At 49.7% G+C, this 14,468-nt stretch carries 12 protein-coding genes; 8 read left to right on the forward strand and 4 right to left on the reverse strand.

Going from position 1 to position 14,468, the window contains the following annotated elements:
• Positions 1–117: 117 nt before the first annotated feature.
• Positions 118–543, forward strand: a complete 426-nt coding sequence (nudI, locus tag A9B99_RS16650) for a nucleoside triphosphatase NudI (protein WP_064599412.1) — start codon at positions 118–120, stop codon at positions 541–543.
• Here the strand turns inward: nudI and A9B99_RS16655 are convergent.
• Positions 538–1,842: a DUF2254 domain-containing protein gene (locus A9B99_RS16655; RefSeq protein ID WP_064599414.1), complete on the reverse strand. Its 1,305-nt coding sequence runs from the start codon at positions 1,840–1,842 to the stop codon at positions 538–540. The two genes, nudI and A9B99_RS16655, sit on opposite strands and share 6 nt — an antisense overlap.
• Before the next feature lie 478 nt (positions 1,843–2,320).
• Positions 2,321–2,482 (reverse strand): hypothetical protein, encoded by a 162-nt coding sequence (locus A9B99_RS23930; protein WP_156519082.1) that lies wholly within the window; start codon positions 2,480–2,482, stop codon positions 2,321–2,323.
• Between the two features lie 22 nt (positions 2,483–2,504).
• Here A9B99_RS23930 and A9B99_RS16660 point away from each other — a divergent pair, with 22 nt between their 5' ends.
• The 4 genes from A9B99_RS16660 to ybiX all read left to right on the forward strand — a co-directional run bounded on the left by A9B99_RS16660 (position 2,505) and on the right by ybiX (position 8,144).
• On the forward strand, positions 2,505–3,905 hold the full coding sequence (locus A9B99_RS16660) for an MFS transporter (protein WP_082917897.1): 1,401 nt from the start codon (positions 2,505–2,507) through the stop codon (positions 3,903–3,905).
• Between the two features lie 166 nt (positions 3,906–4,071).
• Entirely contained in the window at positions 4,072–4,650 is a 579-nt protein-coding gene (locus tag A9B99_RS16665; protein WP_231889205.1) for a sugar O-acetyltransferase, read from the forward strand.
• A gap of 483 nt (positions 4,651–5,133) precedes the next feature.
• On the forward strand, positions 5,134–7,419 hold the full coding sequence (locus A9B99_RS16670; RefSeq protein WP_064599418.1) for a catecholate siderophore receptor Fiu: 2,286 nt from the start codon (positions 5,134–5,136) through the stop codon (positions 7,417–7,419).
• Between the two features lie 47 nt (positions 7,420–7,466).
• The gene (gene ybiX, locus A9B99_RS16675; protein WP_064599420.1) at positions 7,467–8,144 is read left to right on the forward strand and encodes a PKHD-type hydroxylase YbiX; all 678 of its coding nucleotides are present in this window, start codon (positions 7,467–7,469) and stop codon (positions 8,142–8,144) included.
• An 18-nt stretch (positions 8,145–8,162) separates the two neighbouring features.
• Here ybiX and A9B99_RS16680 read toward each other — a convergent pair whose 3' ends face one another.
• Entirely contained in the window at positions 8,163–9,821 is a 1,659-nt protein-coding gene (locus A9B99_RS16680) for a GGDEF domain-containing protein (RefSeq protein WP_064599422.1), read from the reverse strand.
• A gap of 222 nt (positions 9,822–10,043) precedes the next feature.
• Between A9B99_RS16680 and A9B99_RS16685 the strand changes: the two genes are divergently transcribed.
• Positions 10,044–10,274 carry a hypothetical protein gene (locus tag A9B99_RS16685; protein ID WP_231889211.1) on the forward strand — a complete coding sequence of 77 codons (231 nt, stop codon included), beginning with the start codon at positions 10,044–10,046 and terminating at the stop codon, positions 10,272–10,274.
• 334 nt (positions 10,275–10,608) lie between these two features.
• Here A9B99_RS16685 and A9B99_RS16690 read toward each other — a convergent pair whose 3' ends face one another.
• Positions 10,609–11,049 carry a hypothetical protein gene (locus A9B99_RS16690; RefSeq protein ID WP_064599424.1) on the reverse strand — a complete coding sequence of 147 codons (441 nt, stop codon included), beginning with the start codon at positions 11,047–11,049 and terminating at the stop codon, positions 10,609–10,611.
• 234 nt (positions 11,050–11,283) lie between these two features.
• Between A9B99_RS16690 and A9B99_RS16695 the strand changes: the two genes are divergently transcribed.
• On the forward strand, positions 11,284–13,029 hold the full coding sequence (locus A9B99_RS16695) for an ATP-binding protein (RefSeq protein ID WP_064599425.1): 1,746 nt from the start codon (positions 11,284–11,286) through the stop codon (positions 13,027–13,029).
• Entirely contained in the window at positions 13,019–14,404 is a 1,386-nt protein-coding gene (locus A9B99_RS16700) for a sigma-54-dependent transcriptional regulator (RefSeq protein WP_064599427.1), read from the forward strand. The genes A9B99_RS16695 and A9B99_RS16700 overlap by 11 nt, the downstream gene beginning before the upstream one ends.
• Positions 14,405–14,468: the final 64 nt, after the last annotated feature.

Here is a 14,468-nt window from a genome sequence, read left to right on the forward strand (position 1 = left end):
TGGTGGTAACACAGCCAGTAGAAGAGTGTATTGAGAGTAATCCAGTGTGTTAATTTGGCAGATTATTTTACTGCCCGGGTGTAATATGCCAAAAATAAACTAATACAGGAAAAATTCATGCGGCAGAGAACCATAGTGTGCCCCATCATTCAGAATGAAGGAGCATATTTGCTATGTAAAATGGCAGACGATCGTGGCGTATTTCCAGGTCAGTGGGCATTATCTGGTGGTGGAATGGAGCCGGGGGAAACCATGGAATCTGCGCTGCGGCGTGAAGTTCGGGAAGAACTGGGGGATGCACTGATCATAAACCAAATTAAGCCCTGGGCTTTTCGCGATGATATCAGAAATAAAACTTATGCCGATGGCACAACAGAAGAAATTTATATGATTTACCTGATATTTGACTGTATTAGTGCTAATAGAGAAATTACGTTTAATGAAGAGTTCCAGGAAATAGCCTGGGTTCTGCCACAGGATCTCAAAAAAATGGATTTAAATGAAGCAACCCGGTTAACTTTTACCCTAAAAGGATTGTTATAACCGGGTGGCACTGTTTTTCTCACCTTTGGCTAACTCCCTGGTAAACAGCGCGTCAAAAGTGCTACGCAGTAATACCCTATCTGGCTGAATATGCCCGGCGCGGGTGACATGGTTCATCACTTCTTCGGCATGCTTGCGAGCCACACTGGCGTAGCGTTCGGGCCAGGCTTTTGCCAGCATTGCCAGTGATTTTAATAGCCTCAATTGCACTTCACGCATAGCAGCGCCATCGCGCGCCACAGGTGAAAAAATATCGTCGAACAGGTTGTCGGGGTTGAGAGGAGCAAGATGAATTTGCGGGTAGAGAACCTGTGCTTTTTGTTCGGCTTGTTCCGTCTGTTCAGCCCATACCGATAATACCCTTACACCACGGGTAATAACATCAATAGCGGTGCCTGGGTCATTCACGGCTGGTGACAGTGCCCGGCAGGCAATTTCAGCCATCACGCACAAACAAAAACGCGGATCCTGGTGGAAAGAGCGGGCATCTGAAATACTCAGTGCAGACAACAGACGCTGCCGGAACGCATCACTGCATTTTTCAGTGGTGTACATGACTGCCTGGGACGGATGCGCAAAGTGCCCGGGTTGGGCGGCGATATAAACATGTATCGGGCTGTCAGCGAGCATGGCGGCAAGCTTTCCAATATCAATATGTTCAACATAACCTACGGAAGGCGAAAAAATTGCCTGTGTCCCCTCAGGTTGTGTGCCACTTTCCACCCACGGGAAACAACCTAAGCAGGGGGATTCAGCCCGTGCGTGAAATGCCCGCAAAGCTGCATTCTCCACCCGGGCAGTTGTTTCCCCCACGCGGCCCAGAGAAGTCAGGTGCTGAATCCAGCGCAATAGCGTCAGTACAATCAGTGCAATCACTACCAGTGTTACAACAAACAAAATTACCCGACCACGCTCGCCATAAGCGCCCATATTCAGGGCGATAATCCCCACCAGGCTGAAAAGAAAAGAGCCAATAAAAGTGGCGAGTACATTTTGGGTTGTGGTGTCTTCCACCACCAGGCGAGTTGCACGCGGCGTGACATTGGTTGTGGCAGAGCCATAGGCGGTGACAACAATGCTCAGTGAAAAGGTCGTGACGGCCAGCATACTGGACGCCAGAATATTCAGAATATTATCGACCGCTTTCGCGCCGACTATCCCGGAAAATGCGGGTGGGATAAATGATTTTACAGCAATAGATATCAGTGCTGTGAGAATGGCGGCAATGGCAAACAGAGTGGCTCTGAACCAGAGTTTGTGGAACACTTGCGTCAGTACAAACTGCCAGCGTGAAATCATCAATCGTCCTCATGCAATGTGACCAGGCGGGGGTGTGTCAGCCTGAGGCCAGTCTTATTAATAATACAGCAAATTTTCCTGAATCTGCCTGTCTTTCTGATATGGCTGATAATATTTCGGACTCAGGTTTTGTTGTAACAGTAACTATCCCTGGAATAAATGGTTCTGCGAAGTTCATTAGGTTGTGATAATCACCAAAGATTATTTGTGAAAGTCGGTTGTTAAATAAAGTGCGCCTGGTGGCTGTGTTAAAAAATATTACTGACAAAATTATATTTTATTTTTTTCTTAAGCAGGAAGTACCACCAATATGCAGAATCTTATTATATAAGTTTTCAGGGAATAAAAAACGGGAGTTGTATAAGCCCCCGGTTTTTTATTGACGGTGATTTTTTACTTGTTACACCAGCTGACTTTCCTCTTACGGTAATACCCCGGCACCAGTATTCATCTCTGGCTTTAGATGCCGGTGAGGAAGTCAGGCGTTCTTGTCAGGCCAGTACTTGTCCACTTCCGCTTTCAGTGCTCCTGCCATTTTGTGCCCGTCATCTGCAGCCAGTGCCCGCCCGGCAATAAAGGTTTTTGCATGTATCCCCTGGCTGGCAAAGAAGCTATCTTTATATATTTGCTTATTGTCCAACGATGTAATGACAGGGAGCCTGATGAGAAAAGTTCTTAATGCGTTTTTACCCTTATATGTTACGACCTTACTCATGCTGTTGGGTTCCGGGTTATTGACCACTTATGTTTCGTTACGCCTGGCTCATGAGCAGGTCAGTGGCACACTGATTGGCGCCATCATTGCCGCAAACTATGTGGGCTTAGTGGTGGGGGGAAAAGTTGGGCATAACCTGATTGCCAGAGTGGGGCATATCCGTGCTTATGTAGCCTGTGCGGGGATAATCACCGCCTCAGTCATTGGCCATGGGTTAACCAACTTCATACCCTTGTGGATCTTCCTGCGCCTGATAATCGGCCTGTGCATGATGTGCCAGTACATGGTGCTGGAAAGCTGGCTTAACGATCAGGCTGAATCTTCTCAGCGTGGTGTCATTTTTGGTCTGTACATGGTGGCAACCTACCTGGGGCTCAGTGGCGGCCAGGTGATTCTTGCAGTACAAACGGGCTTTGGTATCAGCACGTTGCTGATAGTGGCATTGTGTTTTGCCCTGTGCCTGGTGCCCATAGCGCTGACAACCCGTACCAATGCGAAAGCGATGTCACCGGCTCCCATGGAACTGGGGTATTTTGTCCGTACCATTCCCAAATTACTGGCGACAACGCTGGTTAGTGGCATGGCGATTGGCGCGTTTTACGGCCTGGCTCCGGTATTTGCCAGTGAGAAAGGTTTCACGACAGAGCAGACAGGGATGTTTATGAGCCTGACGATTTTTGCCGGGCTGGTTTCCCAGTTCCCCTTAAGCTGGCTCTCAGACCGTTTTGACCGCCAGCGGCTGCTATTTATTATTGCGCTACTGTATGCCATTTTTGCCTTAGTCCCGGGTGTGCTGTTATCTCTGCCTTATCAATTCCTGCTGGGCGTGGCCTTTGCCGTCAGTATGATGCAGTTTTCCCTGTACCCACTCCAGGTTGCTCTGGCGAATGACCAGGTGATGCCAGAACGGCGGGTGTCACTCACTGCCTGTCTGTTAATGGCTTTTGGTATTGGTGCCAGTATCGGGCCGCTGGTGGTTGGTGCGGTGATGCAACCGCTTGGCAGCAATATGCTGTATATCTTTTTTGCCTGTTGCGCGCTGGTTATCGCGCTGCTCAACCGCCCGGTAAAAATACACCCTGTTCCTACTACCGAAGTGCCTTTACCCCATGTGGTGATGCCGGACAGCCTGGCGACTTCGCCAATTGGGGCTGCGCTTAACCCGGTTATTGAGGAAGAAGATATTCAGGCTGCCATGGTTAATACTGACGAAGAGAGTGAACCGCCTGAGGAGCCGGAAGATCAAACAGATACTTCGCCTGTCAACGGAGAAGCAACGGAAGCCAGCACAGAGAAACCGGATAAGGCGAAACCGGATGAACAGAAACACACCGGTTCAACTGACTGAGTCATGGATAAACACACTGAAAACATACAGGAAATAGCTAAACCTGTTTCCTGCTATGTTGCCCCTCTTGTTAAATAACACCAGGCGCGCAATAAACTGTGGAAAGGTATCGCACATATGCGCTGCAGGATTAACGTAGCCTGGCATTGCCCGCCAGGTGGAACAGATGGCAACGAGGGAGATGACAATGGGTGCTGCATTTGAGGCCATGGTGGAAGGCCGGGAATACTGGATTAACGATGCTGAACTGGTGGAGATTCGTTATTGCACCCGTGACCGGGTGGACCAGTTTAACCAGTGTGGAGCCCGGGAGGTTTCCCAAAAGAGCACGTTGATTCGGGAAATTTTCGGCAAAGTTGGCGATGATGTGCATATTGAAAAGCCGTTACGTGTGGATTATGGCTGTACCACAACACTCGGCAACCATGTGTTTATCAATTTTAATTTTACGTTGCTGGACCCGGGGTTCGTGACTATTGGTGACCACGTTTTTATTGGCCCGAATGTGTCGCTGTATACCGCATTGCACCCCATGGATGCAGGCAAGCGTGGCCGGCATATCGGAACAACCTTGCCTGTTACCATTGGCAACCATGTGTGGATAGCCGGGAATGTCACTGTATTACCGGGTGTCACCATTGGTGATGGTGCCGTGATTGGGGCCGGAAGTGTGGTAACCAAAGATATTCCAGCTGGCATGCTGGCAGTAGGGAATCCGGCTCGTGTAATTCGTAAGGCCGATTGAAGTTCAGATATTGATAGCTCACCACACCAGGACACAGAAAACGAAGCGTTGTCCTGGTGTGGTGACACTAATCAGACGCGCTCAACGTACAGCATTTGCTCAGAAATGTCGTTTCCGCACTACTAACAACCAACATTCAACAACCAACATTGCTTTGCCGCCAGGCAATAGTGAGCTGGTGACAGGTTGAGAAGGCACCCGTTCTCTTCTCACCTACAGAAAGCTCCTTTTCCCTTCAATACCTCTTCTCATTCAGCCATTCGACACGTCTTATTCATACTTCATTCAAAATTGTTGATTTTGTGAATTTGTGTAATGAAATGTATTCACAAAATGGAGAGAATGTGTAAGCATGATAATCAAAATGATAATTATTATTCTTATCATTTGATATTCGGGCTATGCAATATGGAATGAGAGCCTGACAGCATGCTGTCAGGTAGCCCGGTGATACCTGCATAACAATAAAAACCTTTATTTCACATGGATAAAAATCGCAACCAGCCGTTTGGCAACTTTAACTCACTGACGTTGTTCACCGGGCTATGCCTTGGTGCGTCAACATCTGTCGCTCATGCCGCTGATAACACGGCACAGAAAAAAGAAGAGACTCTGGTCATTCAGGCTCAGGCACCTTCACTTTATTTACCCGGTGTATCAGCTGACCCTAAATTTACCCAACCACTGGTAGATACAACCCGCACAGTAACAGTGATTCCGGAGCAAATGATTAAGGACCAGGGCGTCACAAACCTGACTGATGCCCTGAAAAATGTGCCGGGCGTTGGGGCATTTTACGCAGGGGAGAACGGTAGCTCTTCTACAGGTGATGCGGTGTATATGCGCGGAGTGGATACCTCTGGCAGCATTTATGTTGATGGTATTCGTGATATTGGCAGTGTTACCCGTGATACCTTCAATACCCAACAGGTTGAGGTGATTAAAGGCCCGGCAGGCACTGATTATGGCCGCAGTGCACCTTCGGGCTCTATTAATATGATAAGCAAACAACCCCGTCTGGATTCAGGGTTAGATGCGTCCGTCAGTGCTGGCAGCGCCTGGATGCGCCGTGGCACGCTGGATTACAACCAGGCATTTGGGGAAAACAGCGCTTTTCGCCTGAACCTGATGGGTGAGAAAACCCATGATGCTGGCCGGCATAATGTCGAAAATGAGCGTTACGGTGTTGCGCCATCACTGGCATTTGGCCTGGATACACCAACACGCCTGTATATTAATTACCTGCACGTTCACCAGAACAATACACCGGATGGTGGTATCCCAACTATTGGGCTGCCTGGGTATTCAGCGCCTTCTTCCGCCACCCGCGCCCTGAATAGTTCCGGCAAAGTGAACACAAAAAATTACTACGGTACTGATTCTGACTTTGATAAGTCGACAACAGACAGCTTCACGCTGCGTTTCGAGCATGATCTAACCGACAACACCACGCTGCGTAATACCACCCGCTGGTCACGCGTGAAACAGAAATACCTGCTGACCGCAGTGATGGGTGGCGCGAGTAATATTACCCAGCCAGACAGCAACAATGTGGATACCTGGGAATGGTCGCGTCTGGCTAATACCAAAGATGTCAGCAACCGTATTCTTACCAACCAGACCAACCTGACCTCGAAATTCCACACCGGTTTTGTGGGGCATGATGTCAGTGCCGGGGTTGAATTTACCCGTGAGAAACAGACCAACTACGGCGTTGATGCAATCACCCCGCCAGCCGTCAATATCTACCACCCCATCAGCAGTATCTCTGTGGGTGGCCTGTCTCGCAACGGCGCAAATGCTAATGGGCAGACAGACACGTTTGGGATTTACGCGTTTGACACACTGGAACTGACCGACAGCTTCCAGGTTAATGGTGGGATCCGCCTTGATAACTACCACACGGATTACGACAGCGCCACAGTATGTGGAGGCACGGGGCGTCGGGCGGTCGCCTGCCCGGCAGGTGCGCCAACAGGAACGCCTGTCACCACGGTTGATACCGCGAAATCTGGCAACCTGGTTAACTGGAAAGCAGGGGCGCTGTATCGCCTGACTTCGCAGGGCAACCTGTATGCTAACTATGCTATTTCTCAGCAACCACCAGGTGGCAGCACCTTCGCCCTGGCTGCTGGTGGTAGTGGTAACAGCGCGAACCGCACTGATTTTAAACCCCAGAAAGCCAAATCCAGTGAAATTGGCACCAAATGGGAAATTCTTGATAAGCGCCTGTTGCTGAACGCAGCCCTGTTCCGTACCGATATCGAGAATGAAGTTGCCAGTAATGATGACGGCACTTACTCCCAGTATGGGAAGAAGCGAGTGGAAGGCTATGAACTGTCTGCGATTGGCAATATTACGTCTGACTGGCAGGTCAGTATGGGGTATACCCAGCAGCATGCCTCTGTGAAAGAAGGGGATACCGTGGCACAGGATGGTTCATCTGCCCTGGCCTATACACCCAAACATGCTTTCACCGTATGGAGCCAGTACCAGGCAACGGACGCGATTTCTGTTGGAGCAGGGGCGCGCTATGTGGGCAGCCTGCGCCGGGGGAGTGATGGCGCAGTGGGTACACCGGACCACACAGAAGGCTACTGGGTGGCAGATGCCAAACTGGGTTACCGGGTAAACCGCAATCTGGACCTGCAACTGAACGTATATAACCTCTTCGATAAAGATTATGTCGCCTCCATTAATAAGAGCGGCTATCGCTATCACCCTGGTGAACCCCGTACATTCCTGCTGACTGCCAACGTGCATTTTTAACTGATTTGTGTGGGGCTCTGTCCCCACATACAGAAGAGAACACCATCATGATGTATCACATTCCTGATGTCCTGACGTCAGACGAACTGATCACCTTCAGTGCACAGCTTGCCCAGGCTGAATGGGTGGATGGGCGAGTAACGGTAGGCAGCCAGGGTGCACAGGTTAAGCATAACCAACAAATAAATACCCAAACTGCGTTGTATGATGCGCTGCAAAATGCAGTCCGGCAGGCCCTTAACCGCAACCCGCAATTCTTCTCTGCGGCATTACCCCGCGCTTTGTCATCGCCATTATTCAACCGCTATCAACAAGGGGAAACCTATGGTTTTCATGTGGATGGCGCGGTCAGGCAAAATGGTAATGCTGGCTGGATGCGCACAGATTTATCTGCCACCTTGTTTTTATGCGCGCCAGAGAGTTATACAGGTGGGGAGCTGGTTATTAAAGATACCTATGGCGAGCACCGGGTTAAACTCCCGGCAGGCCATCTGGTGCTGTACCCTGCAAGCAGCCTGCATTGTGTGACCCCGGTGACATCAGGGACCAGGGTGGCGTCATTTCTTTGGATCCAGTCAATGGTGCGTGATGAAAAGCAACGCGCCATGTTATATGAACTGGATAATACTATTCAGTGTCTGAAAGCCCGCCATGGCGACAGCGAGGAACTTTTGTCGTTACTCAACATGTACCACAACTTATTACGCACCTGGACCGAAGTTTGAGCAATCCCTGGCAGGGCGTTACTTCTCCTGAGGAGCGCCCTTGTGCTGTTTTTTATCCAGGTACATATTTTTGTCGGCTTCGATAATTAATTTATCAAGATCAATTTGTTTTATCTGTTTTTCTACAGCGATACCAATGCTGGCATGTAACGTTATCGGTATATCATTGATGACAATCGGGGCATCCAGAGCCCGACGGATTTTTTCAACCAGAGCCTCTGTTTCCTGCCGGGCATCTTTAAAACCCTCAGTAATCAGCAAAAATTCATCGCCCGCCAGGCGTGCAAAGAAATCCTCCCGGCGCAATAACCCATTTACAATCCGTGCGAAAGCAATCAGTGTCTTGTCGCCCACATCATGCCCGTAGTTGTCATTAATTTTTTTGAAATCATTAAGATCAAAAAACAAAATACTGATGCCAGAAAATTTTTTGAATGATGGACTTCGGTAATTTTCCAGGTAGTGATCAACTGCGCGTCTGTTGGGTAGCCCGGTCAGAAGATCATGGTTGGCATCGTATTTGTAGATATCCTGTAATTTTTTAAATTCTGTAATATCGGTAGTGAGTAAATAGAAACCATCATTGAGTTTTCTGGCCGGAACCACTGTGTTGTTAAAGACAACCGTTTTGCCATTGATATTCATTTCCTTCTCAAAGGAATAGGTCATTTTTTCATAAATTTTTTTAATTTTGAAGTCTTGTGGTGCAAAAAACTTGCGGTCGTATAAATTAAATACTGACGTATTCAGTAATTGCTCAATTTTGCAAGGGAAGTATTTCTCATACATCTTGTTGAGAAAAGTAAAATTGATATGTTTATCTACGTGAGCAATCAATACCGGAATGTTATCAGTGATTTCATTCAGCCGCAGTTTGCTTTCAATCAGCTTTTTCAGCGTGTCTATTTTTTCACTAATGTCATGCACAAAGACGGAGTAAAATACTTGTTCATCCAGCCGGTATGAGCTGATAGCCAGCTCAACTGGAAAGGTGCGCCCGTTTTTATCGCGCCCATAGAGCCGCTTACGGGCGCTCAGTGCTTCTCCGGTATCGGTATAAAAAACATCATGAAATGCACAGCCTGCCGGGCTGGTATGTTTATGCAGGAAAATCTTCTCACACAGTGGTTTATTAATAACAGAATCATCCAGAGAAAATAAATTTTTAGCTGCAGTGTTAATACGGCTTACACGTTCAGATTCGTTGAATTCAATAAATGCGTCTTTACTGTTGTTAATGAAAATACTGAAATAATCTTCCTGTTGTTGCAGATTGGCTTCAAGAAACTGGTTGCGTTCATAAAGCTTTTCTTCTTTATTCTTGAATGCCGAAATATCTCTGGCATAAACATAAAAATTAACCAGTTGCCCTTCTTTGGTCAGTACGCCAATATCCACCTGAGCAACTATAGATTCACCATCATTACGTACAAAATGGTGTTCATAAGTGACGCTTTTCTTTTCTCCAGTGAGCAGGCAGTTAAATGATGATGCGTGCAGTGACAGATCATGCACATCCGTGAACTCACGAAAGGAATGGCCTGTCAATTGGTCTGCTTCACGTTCCAAAATGGCACTAAAAGCGGGATTAACCTGCACAAAAACACCACGTAAATCCAGAAGCGCCATCGGCATGTCTGATTGTGCAAACAGTTCACCGTAAATATCAGTACTCATCTTTCACTCACCATGCTCAAGGTTTCCCTAAGTAAAATAACTTATCGGCAGGGGGAGACAATTCTGTAGCAGTGTGGCTAAAAAGCGATTTCAGTTGCTTCCGGATGCAAATATGCAATTATTTTAAGAATATTCTTAAGGAGAGCCGGAATGATGATCACTTTTGCACGGGGATCTGCTGTTGCCACATTGCTGGCACTGGGTTTCCTCTGTCTGCCCGCAATGGCGAAAACGACGGTTTCTGATGACCAGGTAAAGCAGGCGATTATTGATGATTCCATTGCTGCTTACCCGGGCGTCTGTGCGTGCCCGTACAACAGCGCACGTAACGGAAGCTCGTGCGGCAGGCGTAGCGCGTGGAGTAAGCCCGGAGGCTATTCCCCCATTTGCTACAAGAAAGAAGTTACGCAGAACATGATTAAAGACTGGCGGGAAAGACACCACCGGGGTTAACCTGGTGAGTGAGTATAACCAACACCTGACGCATGCAGCCCCGGTGCCAGTTGCCTGCTATTACCCTGCTATTACGGAATGATGCAGTGTTGCTTCAGGGTATCAGGTAGCTGAATAAATGAATCCAGAGCACAGCGATACCCTGCGCAACCTGCTTTGCGGCTTTGGCTCATATCGGTGAACACCGCCACCGGGTGGCTCTGGCCGGCATTATTTGGGCCGGGTATTCAACCCGGCGTCTGGCACTTAACCGGAGGAGCCGGTCACTGCGCTGTATAATGGCGGCTGGTGCGTATGGCGCCGCCAAAATACGCAGAGTATATAAGCCTGGCGTTTACCAGCCACGCATACCATAACCCCCGCAACCACCGTTACGCATGCCGTAGCCCATGCCATAACCCATCCCGTAACCCCGGTCACCATCATTGCCGGCACGAGGTCCACGGGCGTAACCTGCATCCATCATTTGCCTGTGCCATTCACTGCGGCTGGCATACCACTGGGCATTGAGTTGACCAAGCTGTTGGGTGAGCGCGGCAATTTTTGCCTGGTCTGGTTTCGCCTGGTTGTACTCGTTATCCAGTGCCTGCTGGGTATCAAAGACTTTCTGGCGCAAAACATTCATGGTCTGGAAATGTTGTTGGGCCTGGGCATCAGTAATAACTGCATTGCCTGTCTGAGGGGTTTCTGTTGCCGCATTGGCCAGTGAAAAACCCCCCACCAGTGTGGCGATAACCATAGCGGCCTGCAGTTTGCGTAATGTTGTACGTTTCATGATTTGTCTCCTGATAGTCAACAGCCAGGAATAGTGTTGTAACCTGGCAAATGTTCTTCTTGCTTCTTAGGTTTGCAAGTGCTGTGCCAATATTTAATTTATTGTTTTTTATGGATAAAAAATAATTTCTGATATTTATATGTGAATTATTTACCCAGATCATAAAAAAAGTGGGTAAAAAAGTTACACTTCAGCGACCGGGTGAATACTCACTACGCTGCCAGGGGATAAACAATGTTAAGTGACTCCAGACGAACTTTTTTTGGCCTGTCGCCCTGGCTGATGGTGGGGTTATCGGTTGTACTGGGGGCTGCTGTGTTCGGGTTATCCCTGCGCAGTACGCAACAGGAACGGGTGTACTTGCAACAAAACCTCAATAACCGGGCAGATGCCATTGTCTGGGCGCTGGAAACAGGCGCGCGGATGAGCATGAGTGGCGGCCGGGACAACCGCCTGCAAACCCTGGTTGAACAGACGGCTCACCAGCCAGGCGTCATCTTTCTGATGATGACTGATGATAACGGCAATATTCTGGCGGACAGCGATGCCAGCCGGGTAGGGCAGCAACTGCCTGCAGACCAGCGCCCCTCACCACAACAGCCCAATACCTGGCGCAGGCATATAAAACTGAATGATGGCAGGCAGGTTTTCCAGGTCTGGCAGCGGTTTAACCCCTTGCGTGGGCGCGGCATGATGGGCGGCGGAAACGGGATGATGCGCATGATGCGCGGCTATGATGATGGGGCAGACAACGCCTTGCCACAATGGGTTGCTGTGGGTATCGACCCGGCCAGCTTTGAAACCACCTTTGCGCAAACCCGGCGTAACAATTACCTGCTCGCTGTACTGGTGATTTTGCTCGGTATGGCGGGTTTTATCTCCTTGTTCTGGGCTCACCACTACCGGCGTTCACAGTCACTCCTGCGTGACACCAGGGCGATGGCCGACGAAGTCATCGCCAGCCTGCCTTTGGCTTTGCTCACTTGCGACACACGGCAGCGCATCATCTCCGCTAATCGGCAGGCTATTGAACTGTTGCAATTACCAGCCCTCTGGGAAAAACACCCTCTGGCTCAGGTAAAAGGGCTGGACTGGGCAGCAATACGCAATGCCATGCCAGAAAATGGGCGCTTACTGGAGCAGGAATATCAGCTCAACAACGCCGGGGGGCATAAAATCCCGGTCAGTATCAGTGCTTCGCCAGTACGTGGTGGTAACGGGCACATTAGCGGCACGGTATTTGTGTTGCGCGACCTGACAGAAGTAAAACAACTTCAGGCACAGGTTGAACGGCAGGCCCGCCTGAGCGCACTGGGTGAAATGGCGGCCGGGGTGGCCCATGAAATCCGCAACCCACTCAGTTCGATTAAAGGCCTGGCAACTTATCTGGGGGGGAAATTTTCCAAAGAGGCCCCCGAACATCTGGCTGCGCGCACTTTATCCGAAGAGGTGGACAGGCTGAACCGGGTGGTTTCTGAATTGCTGGATTTTGCAAGACCTGGTGAGTTTTCACTGCAACCGGGTGATATCACTCCCGTTATTGAGCGGGCAATTCGCCTGGTGCAAAACGATGCTGCAAATAAACATCTTTCCCTGGTGTTTTTACCTTGCGGGCCATTACCGGAGGTGGAGCATAACGCTGACCGCCTGGCTCAATGCCTGCTGAATCTGGTTATCAACGCCATCCAGGCGACACCAGAAGGTGGCACCATTTCTGTGGCGGTACGGGTGGCGAATATGGGCACCAAACTGGCCGTTTCGGTCGCGGATAACGGTAGTGGTATCGACAAACAGCATTTAAGCGAAATTTTCACACCGTATTTCACAACCAAACCCAGCGGAACCGGGCTGGGGCTTGCCATTGTCCACCAAATTATTGAAAAACACCGGGGGGAAATCACTGTAGAAAGCGAACCGGGCTCAGGCAGTGTTTTCACCCTTTGGTTACCCATTTACCGGAGCGAACACCATGAAAAATAACCCTGAAACATTGCTGGTGGTGGATGACGACCCGGGGCATCGCATCATGTTGATTACCTTACTCAGTGAGTGGGGTTACCAGGTTCAGGGCGCGGAAGATGGCGCAACCGCAGTTCGTCTGTGTCATGAAACCCCTTTCGACCTGGTACTGATGGATATCCGCATGGCCGGGCTTAATGGTATTGAAGCTTTAACGCAAATCAAAGCCTGGAACCCGGCAATTATTGTGCTCATCATGACCGCCTGGGCTAATACCGAAACAGCCGTTTCAGCAATGAAAGCGGGTGCCTGGGACTACCTCACCAAGCCGCTCGATTTTGATGAACTGAAAATGACCATTGAGCGGGCACTGGATCATGTAGCGCTGAGTAGTGAGAACCAGCAACTGCGTGATGTACTGGCAACCCATCTTCAGCTACAGGAAGGCATGGTGGCCCGCAGCGATGCCATGCGCCAGGTGATGAACCTGGTACAGGCTGTTGCTCCCAGTGAAGCAACTGTATTGATTGGCGGTGAATCAGGAACCGGTAAAGAGCGCATAGCCCGCCTGATTCATGACAACAGCCCCCGGCGTAACGGGCCGTTTATCGCCATTAACTGCGGCGCGCTGAGTGAAACTTTGCTGGAATCTGAATTGTTTGGCCACGTCAAAGGCGCTTTTACCGGGGCAGAAAAAGCGCGTCCGGGCCGCTTTGCCGCGGCAAACAAAGGTACGTTATTTCTGGATGAAATTGGCGAAATGCCATTGCCCATGCAGGTTAAGTTACTGCGTGTGATTCAGGAGCGTGAAGTACAGCGCCTTGGCGAAGACCAGCCGCAGAAGATTGATGTGCGGTTGTTAGCGGCAACCAACCGTGATTTGCAGGACCGGGTGGCGACCGGCGAATTTCGCCAGGACTTGTGGTATCGCCTGAACGTAGTCTCGATTACCTTGCCGCCATTGCGCGAGCGCGTGGAGGATATTCCGTTATTAGCTGATGCTTTTCTTACCCGGTTTGCCAGGCGCAATGGCAAACAACTCAAAGGATTTACCCCGCAGGCAATGGACTGTATGTTGAAATACCGCTGGCCGGGCAATATTCGTGAACTGGAAAATGCAGTGGAACGCGCGGTGGTACTGGCAATAGGCGACTATGTGGGTTTGCAGGTACTGCCACCTACGCTGAATCCGGGTGATGACCAGGAACCTTCGCCACTGGTGTTTGATGATATGTCCCTTGAAGAGATAGAACAGGCGGCGATAGCCCGTATGCTGGAAGTGACCGGGGGCAATAAAAGTGAGGCGGCCCGCCGCCTGGGGATCACCCGCAAAACCCTGCACCAGAAAATTTCCCGTGGTACAGGGGAGAGTGGACCGGGCTCTTCATCAGCATAAGCATGGTGTTTATCTGCTCACTGTGGCCCGGTATAGTACCAGGCCATTACTAACCTGTTTCTGC

It is taken from the genome of Mangrovibacter phragmitis, assembly GCF_001655675.1.
Classification (GTDB): domain Bacteria; phylum Pseudomonadota; class Gammaproteobacteria; order Enterobacterales; family Enterobacteriaceae; genus Mangrovibacter; species Mangrovibacter phragmitis.

What these genes read in the sequence shown, in the direction of transcription:
- nudI (WP_064599412.1), top strand. Translation starts at nt 118, where the DNA reads ATGCGGCAGAGAACCATAGTGTGCCCCATCATTCAGAATGAAGGAGCA.
- A9B99_RS16655 (WP_064599414.1), bottom strand. Translation starts at nt 1,842, where the DNA reads ATGATTTCACGCTGGCAGTTTGTACTGACGCAAGTGTTCCACAAACTC.
- A9B99_RS16660 (WP_082917897.1), top strand. Translation starts at nt 2,505, where the DNA reads ATGAGAAAAGTTCTTAATGCGTTTTTACCCTTATATGTTACGACCTTA.
- A9B99_RS16665 (WP_231889205.1), top strand. Translation starts at nt 4,072, where the DNA reads ATGGCAACGAGGGAGATGACAATGGGTGCTGCATTTGAGGCCATGGTG.
- A9B99_RS16670 (WP_064599418.1), top strand. Translation starts at nt 5,134, where the DNA reads ATGGATAAAAATCGCAACCAGCCGTTTGGCAACTTTAACTCACTGACG.
- ybiX (WP_064599420.1), top strand. Translation starts at nt 7,467, where the DNA reads ATGATGTATCACATTCCTGATGTCCTGACGTCAGACGAACTGATCACC.
- A9B99_RS16680 (WP_064599422.1), bottom strand. Translation starts at nt 9,821, where the DNA reads ATGAGTACTGATATTTACGGTGAACTGTTTGCACAATCAGACATGCCG.
- A9B99_RS16685 (WP_231889211.1), top strand. Translation starts at nt 10,044, where the DNA reads ATGGCGAAAACGACGGTTTCTGATGACCAGGTAAAGCAGGCGATTATT.
- A9B99_RS16690 (WP_064599424.1), bottom strand. Translation starts at nt 11,049, where the DNA reads ATGAAACGTACAACATTACGCAAACTGCAGGCCGCTATGGTTATCGCC.
- A9B99_RS16695 (WP_064599425.1), top strand. Translation starts at nt 11,284, where the DNA reads ATGTTAAGTGACTCCAGACGAACTTTTTTTGGCCTGTCGCCCTGGCTG.
- A9B99_RS16700 (WP_064599427.1), top strand. Translation starts at nt 13,019, where the DNA reads ATGAAAAATAACCCTGAAACATTGCTGGTGGTGGATGACGACCCGGGG.